Genomic DNA, 19,374 nt, shown 5'->3' with positions numbered 1-19,374 from the left:
GAGATATGACGGTCTGGCTGGTGGTGTCAATCCTGCTGGTGGTGTTGAGTCCGTTGGCATGGTTGCGTCCGTCCCGTGCTCAGAGTGGCCGGATAGCCCTGCGCACGGAGGCCCGGCGCATCGGGCTGGCCATGCAGCTGGCGCCTCAGGAATGGCCGCACTGGATGTCTCAGGAGCCGCCTAGCCCGTGTGCGCAATACCATCGGCCACGCCGTGGCAAACAGCCGGCGTGCTGGACGTATTGGCAGAAATCCCCGGGTGTTTGGGTGAATCAGTGGCAGGAAGTCTGTGACGATCCGCTGTTGCTCAATCATTTCGAAAAATTGCCGGGCAACGTTTTCAAGGTCGAGGCCGACAAGCAGATGATCGCCCTTTATTGGGGCGAGAAGGGGGATGCGTCGGTTTTGCTGGACATTGATGCCACGCTGAAAGCGCTGGCATGACTTGCGGATTTTTCGCGCTGCAACGGTGCGAAACGTCTGGCAGACGCGCAATAAAAAGCCCGACATGATTCATCGGGCGGGGTTGGCCAGGCAGGCCGGAAAGTCTTTTTGGCGCTGAGTCGGGTGATCCGGTCAACAAACGTGCGCCTGTTTTCCTTCGTAGTCCAGCCAGCGTAGCCTGTTAAACAAGGCGTGCCGTGAATTAGGGCGACTTTTCTAACTATTAATCTTATGAATGCCCCCACATGCAAGCGTGTGTGGCCGGGCTGCGTCCTACAGAAATGACCGCAAAGTCGCATTTCAACCCGTATTTTGGGCGATTGACAATTGTCGGAAATTCCGTGAAGGTGGCGTACCCAAATCAAACGGGCGTATGAATTGAGCGTTTGTATTGCAGACTGCTCCTACAGAATCCCGACTATCGCGTTGGCGGGTGTGCCGGGTGGATGGGTGTCAGCATCGACGAAAAAGCGTCCTGCCGAGCCATTCGCCTGCGTCCGACGTGTACTGTTCAGCTTCCATATCGTGGAGATCAGTTGATGATTTACGAAGGTAAAGCCATCACGGTTAAAGCTCTTGAAAGTGGCATCGTCGAATTGAAATTCGACCTCAAGGGTGAGTCCGTCAACAAGTTCAACCGTCTTACCCTGAACGAACTGCGTCAGGCCGTAGACACCATCAAGGCAGATGCTTCGATCAAGGGCGTGATCGTCAGCAGTGGCAAGGACGTGTTCATCGTCGGCGCCGACATCACCGAATTTGTCGACAACTTCAAGCTGCCGGATGCCGAGCTGGTTGCTGGCAATCTCGAAGCCAACAAGATCTTCAGCGATTTCGAAGACCTCAACGTTCCGACCGTCGCCGCGATCAATGGCATCGCTTTGGGTGGGGGGCTGGAAATGTGCCTGGCAGCGGACTACCGCGTCATGTCGACCAAGGCCAAGATCGGTCTGCCGGAAGTCAAACTGGGCATCTACCCGGGCTTCGGCGGTACCGTGCGCCTGCCGCGCCTGATCGGTGCCGACAACGCCATCGAGTGGATTGCCGCCGGCAAGGAAAACCGTCCTGAAGACGCGCTGAAAGTCGGCGCCGTCGATGCCGTGGTTGCCCCTGAAAAGCTGCAGGATGCCGCCCTTGAGCTGATCAAGCGCGCCGTCTCCGGCGAGTTCGACTACAAGGCCAAGCGTCAGCCTAAGCTGGAAAAGCTCAAGCTGAACGCCATTGAACAAATGATGGCTTTCGAAACCGCCAAAGGTTTTGTGGCTGGCCAGGCTGGCCCGAACTATCCGGCCCCGGTCGAAGCGATCAAGACCATCCAGAAAGCTGCGAATTTCGGTCGTGACAAGGCGCTGGAAGTCGAAGCGGCAGGTTTCGTGAAACTGGCCAAGACCTCTGCCGCGCAGAGCTTGATCGGTCTGTTCCTGAACGATCAGGAACTGAAGAAAAAGGCCAAGGCCTACGACGAAATCGCCAAGGACGTGAAGCAGGCTGCCGTACTGGGCGCTGGCATCATGGGTGGCGGTATCGCCTATCAGTCGGCTTCCAAAGGTACGCCGATCCTGATGAAGGACATCAACGAGCACGGCATCGAGCAAGGTCTGGCTGAAGCCGCCAAGCTGCTGGTCGGTCGCGTTGACAAGGGCCGCATGACCGCCGCGAAAATGGCTGAAGTGCTCAACGGCATTCGTCCTACGCTGTCTTACGGCGATTTCGGTCACGTTGACCTGGTCGTTGAAGCCGTGGTCGAGAACCCGAAGGTCAAGCAAGCCGTTCTGGCGGAAGTCGAAGACAAGGTCAAAGAGGACACCATCCTCGCGTCCAACACCTCGACCATTTCCATCAGCCTGCTGGCCAAGGCCCTCAAGCGTCCGGAAAACTTCGTCGGCATGCACTTCTTCAACCCGGTGCACATGATGCCGCTGGTGGAAGTAATCCGTGGCGAGAAATCCAGCGAGCAGGCCATCGCCACCACCGTTGCCTACGCCAAGAAAATGGGCAAGAACCCGATCGTCGTCAACGACTGCCCGGGCTTCCTGGTCAACCGCGTACTGTTCCCGTACTTCGGCGGTTTCGCCAAGCTGGTCAGCGCCGGTGTGGACTTCGTCCGTATCGACAAGATCATGGAAAAATTCGGCTGGCCGATGGGCCCAGCGTACCTGATGGACGTGGTCGGTATCGACACCGGTCACCACGGTCGTGACGTGATGGCCGAAGGCTTCCCGGATCGCATGAAGGACGACCGTCGTTCGGCCATCGACGTGCTTTACGAATCCAAACGTCTGGGTCAGAAGAACGGCAAGGGCTTCTATGCCTACGAGGCCGACAAGAAAGGCAAGCAGAAGAAAGTCGCCGATCCGTCGGTACTGGAAGTGCTCAAGCCGATCGTCTACGAGCAGCGCGAAGTCACTGACGAAGACATCATCAACTGGATGATGATCCCGCTGTGCCTGGAAACCGTGCGTTGCCTGGAAGACGGCATCGTCGAAACCGCCGCCGAAGCCGACATGGGTCTGGTCTACGGTATTGGTTTCCCTCCATTCCGTGGCGGTGCGCTGCGCTACATCGACTCGATCGGTGTTGCCGAGTTCGTTGCCCTGGCCGACCAGTACGCTGATTTGGGCGCGCTGTACCACCCGACCGCGAAGCTGCGCGAAATGGCCAAGAACGGCCAGAGCTTCTTCGGTTAAGCGCCCCCAACTAGAGTGAGAGTGAACTTATGAGCTTGAATCCTAGAGACGTCGTGATTGTCGACTTCGGTCGTACTCCGATGGGCCGCTCCAAGGGCGGCATGCACCGCAACACCCGCGCCGAAGACATGTCGGCGCACCTGATCAGCAAATTGCTGGAACGCAACACCAAGGTCGATCCTGCCGAAGTCGAGGACGTGATCTGGGGCTGCGTCAACCAGACCCTGGAGCAGGGCTGGAACATCGCGCGCATGGCGTCGCTGATGACCCAGATCCCGCACACTTCGGCCGGCCAGACCGTCAGCCGTCTGTGCGGCTCGTCGATGAGCGCGCTGCACACCGCGGCGCAAGCGATCATGACCGGCAACGGTGACGTGTTCGTGGTTGGCGGCGTCGAGCATATGGGTCACGTGAGCATGATGCACGGTGTCGATCCGAACCCGCACATGTCCCTGTACGCGGCGAAAGCCTCGGGCATGATGGGCCTGACCGCTGAAATGCTGGGCAAAATGCACGGCATCACTCGCGAACAGCAGGACGCCTTTGGCGTGCGTTCCCACCAGTTGGCCCACAAGGCGACTGTGGAAGGCAAGTTCAAGGACGAAATCATCCCGATGCAGGGTTACGACGAGAACGGTTTCCTGAAAACCTTCGACTACGACGAAACCATTCGTCCGGAAACCACCCTGGAAAGTCTGGCGGCTCTGAAGCCGGCGTTCAATCCAAAGGGCGGCACCGTGACGGCCGGTACTTCGTCGCAGATCACCGATGGTGCTTCGTGCATGATCGTGATGTCGGCACAGCGCGCACAGGACCTGGGCATCCAGCCTATGGCGGTGATTCGCTCGATGGCGGTAGCGGGTGTGGACCCGGCGATCATGGGCTATGGTCCGGTACCGGCTACTCAGAAAGCACTGAAACGTGCCGGCCTGGGTATCAACGATATCGACTTCTTCGAGCTCAACGAAGCGTTCGCCGCACAGGCCCTGCCAGTGCTGAAAGACCTGAAAGTGCTCGACAAGATGAATGAGAAGGTTAACCTGCACGGCGGCGCGATCGCCCTGGGTCACCCGTTCGGTTGCTCCGGTGCCCGGATTTCCGGCACGTTGCTGAACGTGATGAAGCAGAATGGCGGCACCTTCGGGGTGGCCACCATGTGCATTGGCCTCGGCCAAGGCATCTCCACCGTCTTCGAACGCGTTTAAGCGTCTCGTCGATGGAAGCCGGGGCCAAGTGCCCCGGTTTTTGTTTTTGCGGATTTATTTTGTTTTTATTTTGAAAATATTTGAGTGAGGGCCAAAGCATGCCGATACAACCTGGGCTCTACCAACATTACAAAGGTCCGCAGTACCGCGTATTCAGTGTCGCGCGGCATTCCGAGACCGAAGAAGAAGTGGTCTTTTACCAAGCCCTGTATGGCGATTACGGCTTTTGGGTACGTCCCTTGAGCATGTTCCTGGAGTCCGTCGAGGTTGACGGCGAGCAGGTCCCACGCTTTGCTTTGGTGCAAGCCGAACCGAGCCTTTTTTCGAAGCCGTAAGGCGAGTGCGCGCAAAACCCTGCGCTTGACCTCACCTTGTAGCCACTATATATAGCGGTGCCGCGTCAGGCGCCAACCGCCTTTCACTTCTAGAATTCAGGAATTTTCTGATCCATGGGCAAATCGCTGGTCATTGTGGAATCCCCGGCTAAGGCCAAGACCATCAACAAGTATCTGGGCAACCAATACGTGGTGAAGTCGAGTATCGGCCATATCCGAGACCTGCCCACCAGCGGTTCGGCTAGCGCCAGCAAGGAGCCAGCCGCCAAGCGCGGCAAGGCTGCTGCGGGCGAAGCGCCAGCGCTGTCGCCGAAAGAGAAGGCGCGCAAGCAGCTGGTCTCGCGGATGGGAGTCGATCCTGAACACGGCTGGAAAGCCAAGTACGAGATCCTCCCGGGCAAGGAAAAGGTCATCGAAGAGCTGCGCCGGCTCGCCAAGGATGCTGACACCATCTATCTCGCAACCGACTTGGACCGCGAGGGGGAAGCCATTGCCTGGCACCTGCGCGAAGCCATCGGTGGTGACGACAGCCGCTACAAGCGCGTGGTGTTCAACGAAATCACCAAGAAGGCGATTCAGGAAGCCTTCTCGGAGCCGGGCGAACTCGACATCGATCGAGTGAACGCGCAGCAGGCCCGTCGTTTCCTCGACCGCGTCGTCGGCTACATGGTCTCACCGCTGCTGTGGGCGAAGATCGCCCGTGGTCTGTCCGCCGGTCGCGTGCAATCGGTTGCCGTGAAACTGGTGGTCGAGCGTGAACGTGAAATCCGCGCGTTCAACCCGGAAGAGTACTGGGAAGTGCATGCCGATCTCGGCACCGCCAAAGGCTCGACCGTGCGTTTCGAAGTGGCTCGCGAGAGAGGCGAAGCCTTCAAGCCGCTGAACGAAGCCCAAGCGACGGCAGCGCTGGAGAAGCTCAAGTCCTCCAGCTACAGCATCGTCAAGCGTGAAGACAAGCCGACCAGCAGCAAGCCGTCGGCACCGTTCATCACCTCCACACTGCAACAGGCCGCGAGCAACCGCCTGGGCTTCGGTGTGAAGAAAACCATGATGATGGCCCAGCGTCTGTACGAAGCCGGCTACATCACTTATATGCGTACCGACTCGACCAACCTCTCGGCTGATGCCGTGGCGATGGCGCGCGATTACATCGAAACCGAGTTCGGCAAGAAATACCTGCCGGAGTCGCCGAATGTCTACAGCAGCAAGGAAGGCGCACAAGAGGCTCACGAAGCGATTCGTCCTTCCGACGCCAACACCACGCCAAGCAAGCTGGCCGGCATGGAGCGTGACGCTGAGCGCCTCTATGAGCTGATCTGGCGCCAGTTCCTGGCTTGCCAGATGCTGCCGGCGCAATACCTGTCGACCACCGTCAGCGTCGCTGCCGGCGACTTCGAGCTGCGCGCCAAGGGCCGCATCCTGAAGTTCGACGGTTACACCCGTGTGCTGCCGCAAATCACCAAGCCTGGCGACGATGACGTTCTGCCTGATATGGCGCAGGGCGACGTGATGAAGCTTATAAAGCTCGATCCGTCCCAGCACTTCACCAAGCCGCCGGCCCGTTATTCGGAAGCCAGCCTGGTGAAGGAAATGGAAAAGCGCGGCATCGGTCGTCCTTCGACCTACGCAGCGATCATCTCGACCATTCAGGATCGCGGCTACGTGACCCTGCACAACCGTCGTTTCTATTCGGAAAAGATGGGCGACATCGTTACCGAGCGTCTGTCGGAAAGCTTCTCGAATCTCATGGACTACGGCTTCACCGCCGGCATGGAAGAGAATCTCGATGACGTGGCCCAGGGTGAACGCGACTGGAAAAACGTGCTGGACGAGTTCTACGGCGACTTCAAGAAAAAACTCGAAGTGGCGGAGAATCCGGAAGCCGGCATGCGTGCCAACCAGCCGGTGATGACCGATATCCCGTGCACCACCTGCGGCCGTCCGATGCAGATTCGTACTGCCTCGACTGGTGTGTTCCTTGGTTGCTCGGGCTACAGCCTGCCGCCGAAAGAGCGCTGCAAGGCCACCGTCAACCTGGTGCCGGGCGACGAAATCGCGGCTGATGACGAAGGTGAGTCGGAATCCCTGGTATTGCGCGGCAAGCACCGCTGCCCGATCTGCAGCACGGCGATGGATGCCTACCTGCTCGACGAAAAGCGCAAGCTGCACATCTGCGGTAACAACCCGGATTGCGCCGGCTACGAAATCGAAGAAGGTAGCTACCGCATCAAGGGCTACGAGGGGCCGAGCCTGGAATGCGACAAGTGCGGCAGCGAGATGCAGCTCAAGACCGGCCGTTTCGGCAAGTTCTTCGGTTGCACCAACCCGACGTGCAAGAACACCCGCAAGCTGCTGAAAAGCGGTGATGCGGCGCCGCCGAAGATGGATCCGGTGAAGATGCCTGAGCTGAAATGCGAGAAGGTCAACGACACCTACATCCTGCGTGACGGAGCGTCCGGCCTGTTCCTGGCGGCCAGTCAGTTCCCGAAAAACCGCGAGACCCGTGCTCCGCTGGTGATCGAGATTCTGCCGCACAAGGACGAGATCGATCCGAAGTACCACTTCCTGTGCGAAGCGCCGCAGAAGGATCCGGATGGTCTGCCAGCCGTGATCCGCTACAGCCGCAAGACCAAAGAACAGTATGTTCAGACCGAAGTCGACGGCAAGCCGACTGGCTGGAAAGCGTTCTTTGACGGTGGCAAGTGGACGGTTGAGGACAAGCGTCCGGCGAAAGCCAAGGCGTGAGCTGACTCCGACCTTGCGATGGGCTGATGTTATCGGCCCAATACGACAAAAGGCCGCATGACAACCTTCGGGTTTTCATGCGGCCTTTTTGTTTAATGCTTGCGGTTGGATCGGCTGATCCATGACACTGTCCGGCCTGTGTGAAGCAATTATTTCGATGTGGAGAGTGCCGACATGGCCCACGAACTCTATACCCGTACCAATCAGAAGATCTATTTCGCGGGTTTGTCGCTGGAAGCGCTGGCCAGGGCCGAAGAGGGGCGGGCGATGAACTCGCTGGCGCTGATTCAGGCCGGGCGCGAATCCGCACTGTTTCATCTCTACGGTGCGTTGTTGGGGTTGTGTCATGAAATCGCCGGCTTCTACCGTCTGCCGCAAGCCAATACGTCGCGGGCGGAAACTCTGCTGACCCGCGAAGTGCTGGAGTCGATTGCCATTCCTGAGCTGGCAGAGATGATTGAGCTGGCGGGCAATCCGGAGACCTGGCTGTCTAAGTTACTGGCTGCGCATTCGGCGTTGTTTCAGCCGCCACGCGTGCCACACAAGCCGAAGGGCGATGTGACGCAGCCATTGATTCAGGCAGTGAATCTGGATGAAGAAGAGGTGGTTGAAGAGTTGAGCCGTGAAGAGCTCGAGAGCTGGCGGCAGAACCTCAAGGGGCTGGCGCTCCGTTTCCGTGAAGGCTTGAGCGAGTGCTGAGGGGCGTGGGTTGGCGGCGACGAGAGGCGTGCTGCTGGTCAAGATCCCGAGCGAAGCCTGAATGATGTCTATATAATCCCTGCCTTTCGTGGAGATCAGACCTATATGCCAACGTCCTTTCTAGAAATTGTCGAGCTACCAGACGGCCGAATCGAACTGCGCAGGGCCGAGGACGAGGGTTCTCTGGTGACTCTGGATTTCTCCGAGGATGCCAAGGCGTTTTTGCAGGGCCAGCACGTTGAAATTGCCAAAGCGATGTTGAGCGTTGGCGTGCAAATGGCGGGGCGTATGGTTGAAGGCGAATTCGATAAAGATGAGGGGCCGCGGGTTCTTCATTGATCCGCTGTCTGTCAGTCACTGCTCCAGACCGGCTTCTCTATCCTTGGAGAAGCCCTGCGCTTAACTTGGCGCACATTGTTGCTGAATCAACCCAAACGAATGTTCAGGCTTTGAGCGTCCCCGGTGCGGGCGGCGCTGATCAGCTGTTGCCGTGACCCTGCGCTTAGTGGGTTCAGCCACGTGACGACCGTGTGGCTGCGGCCCAGGCGTAGTGCTTCGCAGGCCAGTTGCTGAGCGCTTTGGGCGCCGCGTGGTTGCAGGAGCAGGATGCGTTCGCGATTCAATCCAGCGTCCCGCAGCCAGGTCTGAGTCAGGCTGGCAGGCGGTGCAATCAGGGTCAGCCAGCGTGCGTCCTGATCCTCGCTCAGTTCGCGAAGAATCGGTGCCAGCAGGCTCAGGCAGTTCCCGGTCGCGCCGCGTAGTGACAGCTCGCTGAACGCTTCAGGTTCGGTATTCCACGGACGCTCGACAACATCCTTGAGGATGGGGGCGAGTGGTTGCGCCAGAAATGCCTCGAACAACGGCAGTTGTGTTTGCTGAGGTGCGTGTGGGAACTGCATAAAGCCTCCTTTAGCGGCGGATGACGCCGACACTCAAGCCTTCGATAACCAGTTCCTGGTCTTTCAGGTTGACTTCGATAGGGGCGAACTCGGGGTTTTCGGCAATCAGCCAGACTTTGCTGCCGTCACGCTTGAAGCGTTTGACGGTGACTTCGTCGCCGATCCGGGCAACCACGATCTGACCGTTGCGTGCCTCGCGGGTGGTGTGAACCGCCAGCAAGTCGCCGTCGAAAATACCGATGTCCTTCATGCTCATGCCGTGGACGCGCAACAGGTAGTCGGCGCGCGGATGAAAGAAGGCCGGATTGATGTTGCAGGACTCCTCGATGTGTTGCTGAGCGAGAATCGGCGCGCCGGCAGCTACTCGACCGATGATCGGCAGCGTGGACTCGTCGACCTTGGCTTCAAAACCGGGAATGCGAATGCCGCGAGAAGCGCCGGGTGTCATCTCGATCGCGCCTTTGCGGGCAAGCGCCTTGAGATGTTCTTCGGCCGCGTTGGGCGATTTGAAACCCAGTTCCTGAGCGATTTCCGCACGGGTCGGCGGGTAACCGTTGTCTTCGAGGCAGCGTTTGATAAAGGCCAGAATCTCGGCTTGGCGTGGCGTCAGCTTAAGCATATTGATCGCTCTGTCTTTTTATACAGTGACTGGGATTATATACAGTGAAGCGGTCTTGGCAATCATCGTTTTTTGCCATGCCGCCGGACGGTCAGTGACGGCGCTGATTAATGTGGCGTCCTTGTTGTGGTTAAATAACTGACCGACCATTCCCAAAACGAACTGGCAGGCTTGACAAGGCATAGACTGAAACGTATGTTTCAAACAAGTGTTTGTCAGGCGGAGTAGCCATGGCCCAGTCGGAAACCGTTGAACGCATTCTTGATGCTGCAGAACAGCTGTTCGCGGAAAAAGGTTTCGCTGAAACCTCATTGCGTCTGATCACCAGCAAGGCAGGGGTCAACCTCGCTGCGGTGAACTATCACTTCGGCTCGAAGAAGGCGCTGATCCAGGCGGTTTTCTCGCGCTTCCTTGGTCCGTTCTGCATCAGCCTCGACAAAGAGCTGGAGCGCCGCCAGGCCAAACCAGAGAACAAGCCTTCGCTCGAAGAGTTGCTGGAAATCCTCGTCGAGCAAGCGTTGGTAGTACAGCCACGCAGCGGCAACGATCTGTCGATCTTCATGCGTTTGCTCGGTTTGGCCTTCAGTCAGAGCCAGGGCCACTTGCGCCGTTATCTGGAAGACATGTACGGCAAGGTATTCCGCCGCTACATGTTGCTGGTGAATGAAGCTGCGCCGCGTATTCCTCCAATCGAACTGTTCTGGCGCGTGCACTTCATGCTCGGCGCTGCGGCGTTCAGCATGTCCGGGATCAAGGCCTTGCGTGCGATTGCCGAGACCGATTTCGGCGTCAACACCTCCATCGAGCAGGTGATGCGTCTGATGGTGCCGTTCCTGGCGGCCGGCATGCGTGCCGAAACCGGCGTCACGGACACGGCCATGGCCACAGCGCAGTTGCGACCACGCAGCAAATCCGCGCCGGCACCTGCCAAGGTTTGACCGTTCATGGGTGGGCGCGACAGCTGACATCCGCTAAGCTAGCCGCCCATGTCGACTCTCGTTCTGAACCCGTTTCTCATCGAAATCACCGACCCGCCGGGCAATGTCCCTGGTGGTGATTTCGTGGGCGACGGGTTTTTCGTTTTCAAGGAATCTCTATGACTGCTGGCCTGCAAGGCTCGTTGATGGTGGACGTCGCCGGTACCTGGCTGACGGCCGAAGATCGCCAATTGTTGCGCCAGCCCGAAGTGGGCGGCCTGATCATCTTTGCCCGCAACATCGAGCATCCGCGCCAGGTGCGTGAACTGAGCGCGGCGATCCGTGCCATTCGTCCGGACTTGCTGCTGGCGGTGGATCAGGAAGGCGGTCGCGTCCAGCGTCTGCGTCAGGGCTTCGTCCGTTTGCCAGCCATGCGCGCCATCGCTGATAACCCGAACGCCGAGTATCTGGCCGAGCAATGCGGCTGGATCATGGCCACCGAAGTGCTGGCAGTCGGACTCGACCTGAGCTTCGCGCCGGTGCTGGATCTGGATTACCAGCGCAGCGCCGTGGTCGGCACCCGCTCGTTTGAAGGTGACCCGGAGCGCGCCGCACTGCTCGCAGGCGCTTTCATCAAAGGCATGAACAGCGCGGGCATGGCCGCCACCGGCAAGCATTTCCCTGGCCACGGCTGGGCGGAAGCCGACTCCCATGTCGCAATCCCCAACGACGAGCGCAGCCTCGAAGAGATCCGCGCCAACGACCTGGTGCCGTTCGCCAGACTCAGCAAGCAATTGGCCGCCGTCATGCCGGCCCACGTGATTTATCCGCAAGTCGACACACAACCTGCCGGTTTCTCCCGGCGCTGGTTGCAGGACATCCTGCGCGGCGAGTTGCAGTTCGACGGCGTGATCTTCAGCGACGACCTGTCGATGGCCGGCGCCCACGTGGTTGGCGACGCCGCCAGCCGTATCGAAGCGGCACTGAGTGCCGGTTGCGACATGGGCCTGGTGTGCAACGATCGCGCAGCTGCCGAGCTGGCCCTGAGTGCCGCGCAGCGCATGAAGGTCAAGCCGTCGCCGCGCATCGCACGCATGCGCGGTCAGGCATTCGCCAATACCGAATACCGTCAGGATCCGCGCTGGCTGACCGCTGTCGGCGCGCTCAAAGACGCTCAACTGATCGATTAAGGATTTTTTCGCTATGACGGTTTACGCAATCATTGGCGGCACTGGCCTGACCCAGCTGGAAGGCCTGAGCATTCGTCAGTCGCTGGCGGTGGATACGCCTTATGGCGCGCCATCGGCCGAGGTCCAGATTGGCGAGTACGCCGGTAAGGAAGTGCTGTTCCTCGCTCGTCACGGCCACCCGCATCGCTTCCCGCCGCACAAGGTCAACTACCGCGCCAACCTTTGGGCATTGAAGCAGGCAGGGGCTGAAGCAATCATTGCGGTCAACGCCGTGGGCGGGATTCATCCTGCAATGGGCACCGGACATTTCTGCGTGCCGCATCAGATCGTGGACTACACCAGCGGTCGCGAGCACACCTATTTCGCCGATGATCTGGAACATGTCACACACATCGACTTCAGCTTTCCCTACAGCGAACCGCTGCGTCAGCGACTGATTGCTGCATTGGCCGCGGAAGGGTGTGAATACAGCGATCAAGGCGTTTATGCCTGTACCCAGGGCCCGCGTCTGGAAACCGTGGCCGAGATCGTGCGACTGGAGCGTGACGGCTGCGACATCGTCGGCATGACCGGCATGCCGGAAGCGGCGCTGGCTCGCGAGCTGGATCTGGATTACGCGTGTCTGTCGCTGGTGGTAAACCCGGCGGCGGGCAAGACCACTGAAGTGATCACCATGGCCGAGATCGAGCAGGCGCTGCATGACGGGATGGGCAAGGTGAAATCGACGTTGGCGCGGGTGCTGAAGGGCTGAGTCTGGCTCAAAACCGAGTCGAGCCATTCGCGGGCAAGCCCGCTCCCACAGGTTAAGCGCTATCTCTGTGGGAGCGGGCTTGCCCGCGAATCGATCTGGTAGACGACAAAGACTTCAGCGCTTGTCGAATTTGTCCGGCAGCGGCGCAAACAGCGCCTCGATATCATCACTCTGCAATTTCCAGTCCCCGGCCTTGCGCCCATCCAGCACGCCGGCCGCCAGGTCGGATTTTTCCCGCTGCAAGTGTTGAATCTTCTCCTCGACCGTGCCCCGGGCAATCATCTTGTAGACGAACACCGGCTTCTCCTGGCCAATGCGATACGCGCGGTCGGTTGCCTGATTTTCGGTCGCCGGGTTCCACCACGGATCGTAGTGAATCACCGTGTCCGCTTCTGTCAGGTTTAGACCCACGCCGCCAGCCTTCAGGCTGATGAGAAAGATCTGACGCTTGCCGCTCTGGAATTCCTTCACCGGTGTACGCCGATCACGGGTCTGTCCCGTCAACAGCGCATAGGCGACATTGCGTTTTTTCAGCTCGTCCTCGATCAGTGACAGCATCGAAGTGAACTGCGAGAACAGCAGAATCCGCCGTCCTTCCTCAAACAACTCCTCGAGCATTTCCATCAGGCTGTCGAGCTTGCCTGATGTGCTGCCGCGAGCGGGCAGGGTGGCGTCGTTGACCAGGCGCAAATCGCAACAGACCTGACGCAGCTTGAGCAGCGCCTCGAGAATGATGATCTGACTGCGCGCCACGCCTTTACGGGTGATTTCGTCGCGAACCTTTTTATCCATGGCCAGGCGCATGGTTTCGTACACGTCGCGCTGCGCTTCGTTGAGCTCGACCCAATGAATGATTTCGGTTTTCGGCGGCAGCTCGGTCGCAACCTGCTCCTTGGTGCGGCGCAGCAGAAACGGTTTGATCCGACCGTTGAGGTGCTGAAGTCTGACTTCGCTCGCGCGTTTTTCAATCGGCACGCGGTAATCGGCGTTGAAGCTTTTGACGTCGCCGAGCCAGCCGGGCAGCAGGAAGTGAAACAGTGACCACAGTTCGCCCAGGTGGTTTTCCAGTGGTGTACCGCTCAGGCACAGGCGCTGACGCGCATTGAGTTCACGGGCAGCCTGTGCAGCTTTGCTGTTCGGGTTCTTGATGTACTGCGCTTCGTCCAGCACCAGTACGTGCAGCGGCTGCTTGGCCAGACGTTCGACATCCTTGGGCAGCAGCGCATAAGTGGTGAGGATCAGGTCGTAATCGGCCAGATGTTCGAAATGCTTTTTACGGCTGGCACCGTACAGCGCGACAACCTTGAGCTGTGGCGTGAAGTGCGCCGCTTCGTCGAGCCAGTTGGGAATCAGGCTGGTAGGCATTACCACCATGCTCGGGCGATCCAGGCGTCCGGCGTTCTTCTCGCTGAGAATGTGCGCCAATGTCTGTAGGGTTTTGCCCAAGCCCATGTCGTCCGCGAGAATCCCGCCGACCTCAAGTTGCCGCAGCGACTGCATCCAGCTCAAGCCTTCGAGCTGATAAGGACGCAGCGTCGCATTCAGCCCCTTCGGTGCTTTGGCGCTGTAATCGCGGATGTCGCGCAAGCGCTGGGCGAAGCTGCGAATCTGCTCGCCACCCTCCCAGAGCAGGGGAATGCCTTCCAGCGAATTCAGGCGCGTGGCGTCGGCCTTGCTCAGGCGCAGGGTGGTTTCGCCCGGCTCCTGAAGATAGAACTCGCCAAGGGTCGCCAGCACCGGTTTCAGGCGACCGAGGGGCAGGGCAACTTGCAACGGCCCGTGCTCGCTGTTGCGTTGCGGGATGTTCACCAGAATCAGTTCATCATCGCGACGGCGGGCGAGACGTTCCGGGTTGAGGATTTCCGTGTGCGAACGCATCAGGTTGAGCAGGATCGGCAGCAGGCTCAGGCGCTCACCGTTGACGATGATCCCGAGCTCCAGATCGAACCAGTCGCGTTCCGGCGTCTGCTCGACGGTGGCGTACCAGTCGTCCACGGCAGTCAGGTCGAAACCGAACTCATCATCGACCAGCAGCTCCCAGCCCTGGGTGCGCAGCTTCGGCAGATCGTTGAGAGTGAAGGTCAGCCAGGCGCTGTCGTTGACCATCTCGTAGAGTTCTCCGGCGCTTTCCGGCAGGGCTTTGCTCTGCCGGGTGGCGATGCGGAAACCGAGAATTCGCAACTGCTCGCGGTAGCTTTGCTCGACGTCCGGATGGCGCTTGACCCGCAGGGTCTGCGCTTCCTGGCGAATCAGAATGTCGCTGTTCTTCTGGCCGCTGACGTATTCGTCGAGGTAACTGAAGGACAGCGCCGCGCGATGTTGGATATAACGCTGCATTTTGCCGTTACGCGGTTCGAATGCGCTGAACTCGACGCTGGCCAGCCACAAGCGCGGCACCGGTTGCACGTTGTCCACCAGCACTTGCGGCGGCGCTTTCGGGCTGCGGTTTTCCAGTACGGCCTGGAGTTTTTCCAGCAGTTCGGCGTCTTTGGCGGCGGCGGGGTATTCGAGGGTTTCCTGCACTTGCAGCAACACCGCCGCGCAATGTTTGCAGTTGCTGTGCACCGGGCAGGTGCAGGTGGCGTCGACCATCAGCAGCGTGCCTTTGGCCGACTCGCGCAGATGAATCGTCTGACGGTACACATTACCGCCAGAACCTTCGCAGCTGGCGGTAATGGTCGCGTCGCCGACCTGCACGAATCGCACCCGGTTTTCCAGGGCATAGCGGCGGCCACGCTCCAGGCTTTGTTCCTTGAACCGACTGACCCAGGAGGAGGCCAGCGGTTTACTCAGAGGCGGGGACATAAGGACTTCAGTCAGTCCGGAATGGCTTCAGGCGCTTCCCGAGGCGCGGGCGCCGTCAGTGAAGTGATCTTGATCAGCAGGGCCAGGTGGCCGTTATCGAGGTAGTTGAGTTGGCCATTTTTGGTATGGCTGTCCTGTTTCAGGCGCTCGCTGGCGGTGACCATGCCGTTGGCGTCGATCTGGTTGACCCAGAAGTCGGCGTTCACGTCGGTGAAGCGCCCGAGCTTCATTTCAATCGTGCCTTCGATCGGGAACTGGCCGAACTGCTCCTGACCTTCGCTGACCGCAACTTTGGCAGGCGTCTCGCCCAGCGTCTGCTGCCAGGCTTTGTGCATCAGCACGCTGTATTCGCCGCTTGCGGTGAGTTTGGTCACAACGTCGTTCAGCGCCGGCGTGCGTTTACTGTCATCGCTCAGCCGCTGGGCGCCCGCCGCCCAGTCTTCCGGTGCCGCGCGGCTGACAATCGCCGGGACGGCGTTCTGGCGTACCAGAATCATTTCGACCTGATACAGGTCATCGGCAAACGCCGTCGGTGCTACCAGAGTCAGTAGCAAGGTCAATGAGCGAAACAGGCGCATGCGGCGTCCTTCAAGCAGTTTTCGGGATGAGGCGCTCGAACAGCGCCTCCACAGTATTAAAGCGCTCTTCCGGGCGCTCCATCGGCACCTGGAACTTGAACATCGTGGCGCCTTCGAATTTGTAGCGTTTTGGCTGACTCTGGATCAATTTGATCAGGGTCATCGGGTCGACCGGCGTCTGCGCCGCGAACTCGATGCGTCCGCCTTGCGGACCGCCATCGACTTTCTTGATGCCCAACTGTTCGGCCTGCAATTTCAGCGCCGTGATGCGTACCAGATTCTTGGTTGGCTCCGGCAGCAGACCAAAGCGGTCAATCATCTCGACCTGCAGATCCTTCAGACCTTCCTCGTCGGTGGCCGAAGCGATGCGTTTGTAAAGGATCAGGCGTGCGTGAACGTCCGGCAGGTAATCTTCCGGAATCAGCGCCGGCACCCGCAGGTTGACCTCCGGGCCACCGCCGAGCGGTTGATCGAGGTTCGGCTGTTCGCCCTTGCGGATCGACTTCACCGCGCGCTCGAGCATTTCCATGTACAGCGTGAATCCAACGGCCTGAATCTGCCCGCTCTGGCCGTCGCCCAGCAGTTCGCCGGCGCCACGGATTTCCAGGTCGTTGGTGGCCAGCACGAAGCCAGCGCCAAGATCCTGAGTATTGGCAATCGCCTCCAGACGTTTTTCCGCATCGCCGGTGATCTGCTGGCGCGGTGGGGTCAGCAGGTAGGCGTAAGCCTGGTGGTGGCTACGCCCAACGCGGCCGCGCAACTGGTGCAACTGCGCCAGACCGAACTTGTCGGCACGCTCGATGATGATGGTGTTGGCGCTCGGCACGTCGATGCCGGTCTCGATGATGGTCGAGGCGATCAGCACGTTGAAGCGCTTGTGGTAGAAGTCGCTCATCACCTGTTCGAGTTCGCGTTCGCGCATCTGCCCGTGGCCGATGCCGATTCGCGCTTCCGGCACCAGTTCGGCCAGTTCGGCGGCGCATTTCTCGATGGTTTTCACGTCGTTGTGCAGGTAATAGACCTGACCGCCACGCAGCAACTCACGCAGCAGGGCTTCTTTGACCGTGCTCTTGTTCTGCTCCATGACGAAGGTGCGCACCGACAGGCGTCGCGCCGGTGGTGTGGCGATGATCGACAGGTCGCGCATGCCCGACACCGCCATGTTCAGCGTGCGCGGAATCGGCGTGGCGGTCAGCGTAAGAATGTCGACTTCGCTGCGCAGGGCCTTGAGCTGCTCCTTCTGACGGACACCGAAACGGTGCTCTTCGTCGATGATCACCAGCCCGAGGTTTTTGATCTTGACGTCGTCCTGCAGCAGCTTGTGAGTGCCGATCACGATATCGATATTGCCTTCGGCCAACTGAGCGACTGCAGCGTTCACTTCCTTGGCCGACTTGAAGCGGCTCATCACTTCCACGGTCACCGGCCAGTCGGCGAAGCGGTCGCGGAAGCTGTTGTAGTGCTGCTGGGCGAGCAGGGTGGTCGGCACGAGGATCGCCACTTGCTTGCCGCCGTGCACGGCGATGAACGCGGCGCGCATGGCGACTTCGGTCTTGCCGAAACCCACATCGCCGCAGACCAGGCGATCCATCGGCTTCGGCGCGAGCATGTCTTCGCGCACGGCTTCGATGGTGGATTGCTGGTCCGGGGTTTCTTCGAACGGGAAACCGGCGCTGAACGTCGCGTAATCGGCCTTCGGATCGGCAAACGCATAACCTTCGCGGGCGGCGCGACGGGCGTAGATGTCGAGCAGTTCGGCAGCCACGTCGCGGACCTGTTCAGCGGCCTTGCGCTTGGCTTTCTGCCAGGTCTCGGAGCCGAGGCGGTGCAGCGGGGCCAGTGCGTCGTCGCTGCCGGTGTAACGGGCGATCAAATGCAGGTTGGCCACCGGCACGTAGAGCTTGGCGTTCTCGGCGTATTCGAGGGTCAGGAATTCGGCAGCCTGATTGTCGATTTCCAGAATCGTCAGGCCGAGATAACGACCGACACCATGGTCGATGTGCACCACCGGCGCGCCTTCGCGCAGCTCGGTGAGGTTCTTGATCACCGCATCGTTGTTGGCATCGGCGCGCTTTTCGCGACGGCGACGCTGCATCACGCGCTGGCCGAACAGCGGACTTTCCGCGACCAGTGCCAGCGCCGGGTCGTCCAGCATCAGGCCTTCGTCGAGCGGGGCAATGGTGATCGCCAGGCGATCCTTGCTTGCGACAAAGTCCGGCCAGCTGTCGACGGTTTTCGGCCGCAGCTTCAGGCGATCCAGCAACTCCAGCAGCACCTCGCGACGACCGGCGGATTCGGCGGTGAACAGCACGCGTCCGGGGAATTCATCGAGGAATGCCGAGAGTGCAGCAAGCGGCTGGGTAGCTTTGGCTTCGATCGCCAGATTCGGCAAGGCCTGCGCCGGGAAGCGCTCGCGGCCGGCACCGGTTTCCACGTCCTGCTGGCTGGCGACCACGCGCGGCCAGTTCTTCAGGCGGGCGAAGCAGTCTTCCACCGGCAGGAACAGTTCGGCCGGCGGCAATAAAGGACGCGAGGGATCGACGCGGCGTTCTTCATAACGATTGCGCACATCGTTCCAGAAGTTTTCCGCCGCCTGCTCGATGCCCGGCAGCGAGAACACCTGGGTGTCTTGCGGCAGGTAATCGAACAGGGTCGAGGTTTCTTCGAAGAACAGTGGCAGGTAGTACTCGATACCGGCCGGCGTGATGCCGCTGCTCAGGTCCTGGAAGATCGGGCAGCGGCGGAAATCGACGTCGAAGCGCTCGCGAAAGCGCGCCTTGAAGCGGGTGACCGCCTCTTTTTGCAGCGGGAATTCCTTGGCCGGCAGCAGCTTGACCGAATCGACTTTGTCGATGGAGCGCTGATTTTCCGGATCGAAGGTGCGCAGGGTTTCGATTTCGTCGTCGAACAAGTCGATGCGATAGGGCAGTTTGCTGCCCATCGGGAACAGGTCGATCAGTGCACCGCGGACCGTGAACTCACCGTGCTCGTAGACGGTGTCGACGTAGCGATAGCCGCTGGCTTCGAGCCGCGAGCGCATCTGCTCGACATCGAGTTTCTGCCCGACATCCAGCACCAGGCTGCTGCCGAGCAGGAATTTAGTCGGCGCCAGACGATGCAGGGCGGTGGTGATCGGCACCACCAGCACGCCATGTTCCAGCTCCGGCAGCCTATAAAGGCTGGCGATGCGCTGAGAAATGATGTCCTGGTGCGGCGAAAACAGATCGTAGGGCAGGGTTTCCCAGTCCGGGAAATGCAGCACCGGCAAATCCGGGGCGAAGAAACTCAGCTCCTGTTCCAGCCGTTCGGCACTCTGGCTGTCGGCGGTCAAAAGCAGCGTGAAGCGCTTGGCAGCGCTGGCAGCCTCGGCAATCGCCAGGCTCAGGGCGGCACCGGGGAGGTTGCCCCAGTGCTGTTTACCTGCCGCAGCAGGGAGAAGCGGTAGACGCAGAACAGGCACGGAAGGTTGAGCTCCAGGCGTTGCGACAAAGTCGGTAATTG

At 59.8% G+C, this 19,374-nt stretch carries 15 protein-coding genes; 10 read left to right on the top strand and 5 right to left on the bottom strand.

Annotation, left to right across the window (positions count from 1 at the left end; all coding sequences use genetic code 11):
* Positions 1-5 precede the first annotated feature (5 nt).
* The 7 genes from K3819_RS20030 (at position 6) to K3819_RS20000 (ending at position 8,453) form a co-directional block, all read left to right on the top strand.
* Positions 6-443, top strand: coding sequence for a hypothetical protein (locus K3819_RS20030; RefSeq protein ID WP_085613116.1), 438 nt, complete (start codon positions 6-8; stop codon positions 441-443).
* A gap of 539 nt (positions 444-982) precedes the next feature.
* Entirely contained in the window at positions 983-3,130 is a 2,148-nt protein-coding gene (fadB, locus tag K3819_RS20025) for a fatty acid oxidation complex subunit alpha FadB (RefSeq protein ID WP_085613117.1), read from the top strand.
* A 29-nt stretch (positions 3,131-3,159) separates the two neighbouring features.
* Positions 3,160-4,335: an acetyl-CoA C-acyltransferase FadA gene (fadA, locus tag K3819_RS20020; protein ID WP_085613118.1), complete on the top strand. Its 1,176-nt coding sequence runs from the start codon at positions 3,160-3,162 to the stop codon at positions 4,333-4,335.
* Positions 4,336-4,433: 98 nt separating this feature from the next.
* Positions 4,434-4,670: a DUF1653 domain-containing protein gene (locus K3819_RS20015; RefSeq protein ID WP_007953059.1), complete on the top strand. Its 237-nt coding sequence runs from the start codon at positions 4,434-4,436 to the stop codon at positions 4,668-4,670.
* 114 nt (positions 4,671-4,784) lie between these two features.
* The gene (gene topA, locus K3819_RS20010) at positions 4,785-7,415 is read left to right on the top strand and encodes a type I DNA topoisomerase (protein ID WP_221397813.1); all 2,631 of its coding nucleotides are present in this window, start codon (positions 4,785-4,787) and stop codon (positions 7,413-7,415) included.
* A 174-nt stretch (positions 7,416-7,589) separates the two neighbouring features.
* A complete protein-coding gene (locus K3819_RS20005) occupies positions 7,590-8,114 on the top strand; it encodes a DUF6586 family protein (RefSeq protein WP_085613120.1) in 525 nt (174 codons plus the stop codon).
* A gap of 105 nt (positions 8,115-8,219) precedes the next feature.
* Positions 8,220-8,453 carry a hypothetical protein gene (locus K3819_RS20000; RefSeq protein ID WP_007953047.1) on the top strand — a complete coding sequence of 78 codons (234 nt, stop codon included), beginning with the start codon at positions 8,220-8,222 and terminating at the stop codon, positions 8,451-8,453.
* Between the two features lie 86 nt (positions 8,454-8,539).
* Here the strand turns inward: K3819_RS20000 and sulA are convergent, their stop codons facing one another.
* Together sulA and lexA are read right to left on the bottom strand one after the other, a co-directional pair.
* The gene (sulA, locus tag K3819_RS19995; protein WP_085613121.1) at positions 8,540-9,013 is read right to left on the bottom strand and encodes an SOS-induced cell division inhibitor SulA; all 474 of its coding nucleotides are present in this window, start codon (positions 9,011-9,013) and stop codon (positions 8,540-8,542) included.
* A 10-nt stretch (positions 9,014-9,023) separates the two neighbouring features.
* The gene (gene lexA, locus K3819_RS19990; RefSeq protein ID WP_007953044.1) at positions 9,024-9,632 is read right to left on the bottom strand and encodes a transcriptional repressor LexA; all 609 of its coding nucleotides are present in this window, start codon (positions 9,630-9,632) and stop codon (positions 9,024-9,026) included.
* Between the two features lie 230 nt (positions 9,633-9,862).
* Between lexA and K3819_RS19985 the strand changes: the two genes are divergently transcribed.
* The 3 genes from K3819_RS19985 to K3819_RS19975 all read left to right on the top strand — a co-directional run bounded on the left by K3819_RS19985 (position 9,863) and on the right by K3819_RS19975 (position 12,490).
* Positions 9,863-10,570 carry a TetR/AcrR family transcriptional regulator gene (locus tag K3819_RS19985; protein ID WP_007953037.1) on the top strand — a complete coding sequence of 236 codons (708 nt, stop codon included), beginning with the start codon at positions 9,863-9,865 and terminating at the stop codon, positions 10,568-10,570.
* Between the two features lie 170 nt (positions 10,571-10,740).
* Positions 10,741-11,739 (top strand): beta-N-acetylhexosaminidase, encoded by a 999-nt coding sequence (nagZ, locus tag K3819_RS19980; protein WP_172829541.1) that lies wholly within the window; start codon positions 10,741-10,743, stop codon positions 11,737-11,739.
* Positions 11,740-11,752: 13 nt separating this feature from the next.
* Positions 11,753-12,490, top strand: coding sequence for an S-methyl-5'-thioinosine phosphorylase (locus K3819_RS19975; RefSeq protein WP_064598112.1), 738 nt, complete (start codon positions 11,753-11,755; stop codon positions 12,488-12,490).
* 114 nt (positions 12,491-12,604) lie between these two features.
* On the opposite strand, the gene K3819_RS19970 is transcribed toward K3819_RS19975, so the two are convergent.
* From K3819_RS19970 to mfd, 3 genes are read right to left on the bottom strand one after another with little or no spacing between them, the layout of a single operon-like run.
* The gene (locus K3819_RS19970; RefSeq protein WP_221397812.1) at positions 12,605-15,295 is read right to left on the bottom strand and encodes a DEAD/DEAH box helicase; all 2,691 of its coding nucleotides are present in this window, start codon (positions 15,293-15,295) and stop codon (positions 12,605-12,607) included.
* A gap of 11 nt (positions 15,296-15,306) precedes the next feature.
* On the bottom strand, positions 15,307-15,873 hold the full coding sequence (locus K3819_RS19965; RefSeq protein ID WP_221397811.1) for a CsiV family protein: 567 nt from the start codon (positions 15,871-15,873) through the stop codon (positions 15,307-15,309).
* 10 nt (positions 15,874-15,883) lie between these two features.
* Positions 15,884-19,333: a transcription-repair coupling factor gene (gene mfd / locus K3819_RS19960; protein ID WP_007953027.1), complete on the bottom strand. Its 3,450-nt coding sequence runs from the start codon at positions 19,331-19,333 to the stop codon at positions 15,884-15,886.
* Positions 19,334-19,374 lie beyond the last annotated feature (41 nt).

This window comes from Pseudomonas sp. 3-2, assembly GCF_019710535.1.
Classification (GTDB): domain Bacteria; phylum Pseudomonadota; class Gammaproteobacteria; order Pseudomonadales; family Pseudomonadaceae; genus Aquipseudomonas; species Aquipseudomonas pharyngis.
Note: the sequence above shows the minus strand (reverse complement) of the source record. Positions and strands in the feature narration are given on the sequence as shown.

Bases quoted from the DNA above. Each gene is read 5' to 3' on its own strand.
- K3819_RS20030 (WP_085613116.1), top strand. From the start codon at position 6: ATGACGGTCTGGCTGGTGGTGTCAATCCTGCTGGTGGTGTTGAGTCCG.
- K3819_RS19970 (WP_221397812.1), bottom strand. From the start codon at position 15,295: ATGTCCCCGCCTCTGAGTAAACCGCTGGCCTCCTCCTGGGTCAGTCGG.
- fadB (WP_085613117.1), top strand. From the start codon at position 983: ATGATTTACGAAGGTAAAGCCATCACGGTTAAAGCTCTTGAAAGTGGC.
- sulA (WP_085613121.1), bottom strand. From the start codon at position 9,013: ATGCAGTTCCCACACGCACCTCAGCAAACACAACTGCCGTTGTTCGAG.
- lexA (WP_007953044.1), bottom strand. From the start codon at position 9,632: ATGCTTAAGCTGACGCCACGCCAAGCCGAGATTCTGGCCTTTATCAAA.
- K3819_RS19985 (WP_007953037.1), top strand. From the start codon at position 9,863: ATGGCCCAGTCGGAAACCGTTGAACGCATTCTTGATGCTGCAGAACAG.
- K3819_RS19965 (WP_221397811.1), bottom strand. From the start codon at position 15,873: ATGCGCCTGTTTCGCTCATTGACCTTGCTACTGACTCTGGTAGCACCG.
- K3819_RS19975 (WP_064598112.1), top strand. From the start codon at position 11,753: ATGACGGTTTACGCAATCATTGGCGGCACTGGCCTGACCCAGCTGGAA.
- K3819_RS20000 (WP_007953047.1), top strand. From the start codon at position 8,220: ATGCCAACGTCCTTTCTAGAAATTGTCGAGCTACCAGACGGCCGAATC.
- K3819_RS20005 (WP_085613120.1), top strand. From the start codon at position 7,590: ATGGCCCACGAACTCTATACCCGTACCAATCAGAAGATCTATTTCGCG.
- K3819_RS20015 (WP_007953059.1), top strand. From the start codon at position 4,434: ATGCCGATACAACCTGGGCTCTACCAACATTACAAAGGTCCGCAGTAC.
- topA (WP_221397813.1), top strand. From the start codon at position 4,785: ATGGGCAAATCGCTGGTCATTGTGGAATCCCCGGCTAAGGCCAAGACC.
- fadA (WP_085613118.1), top strand. From the start codon at position 3,160: ATGAGCTTGAATCCTAGAGACGTCGTGATTGTCGACTTCGGTCGTACT.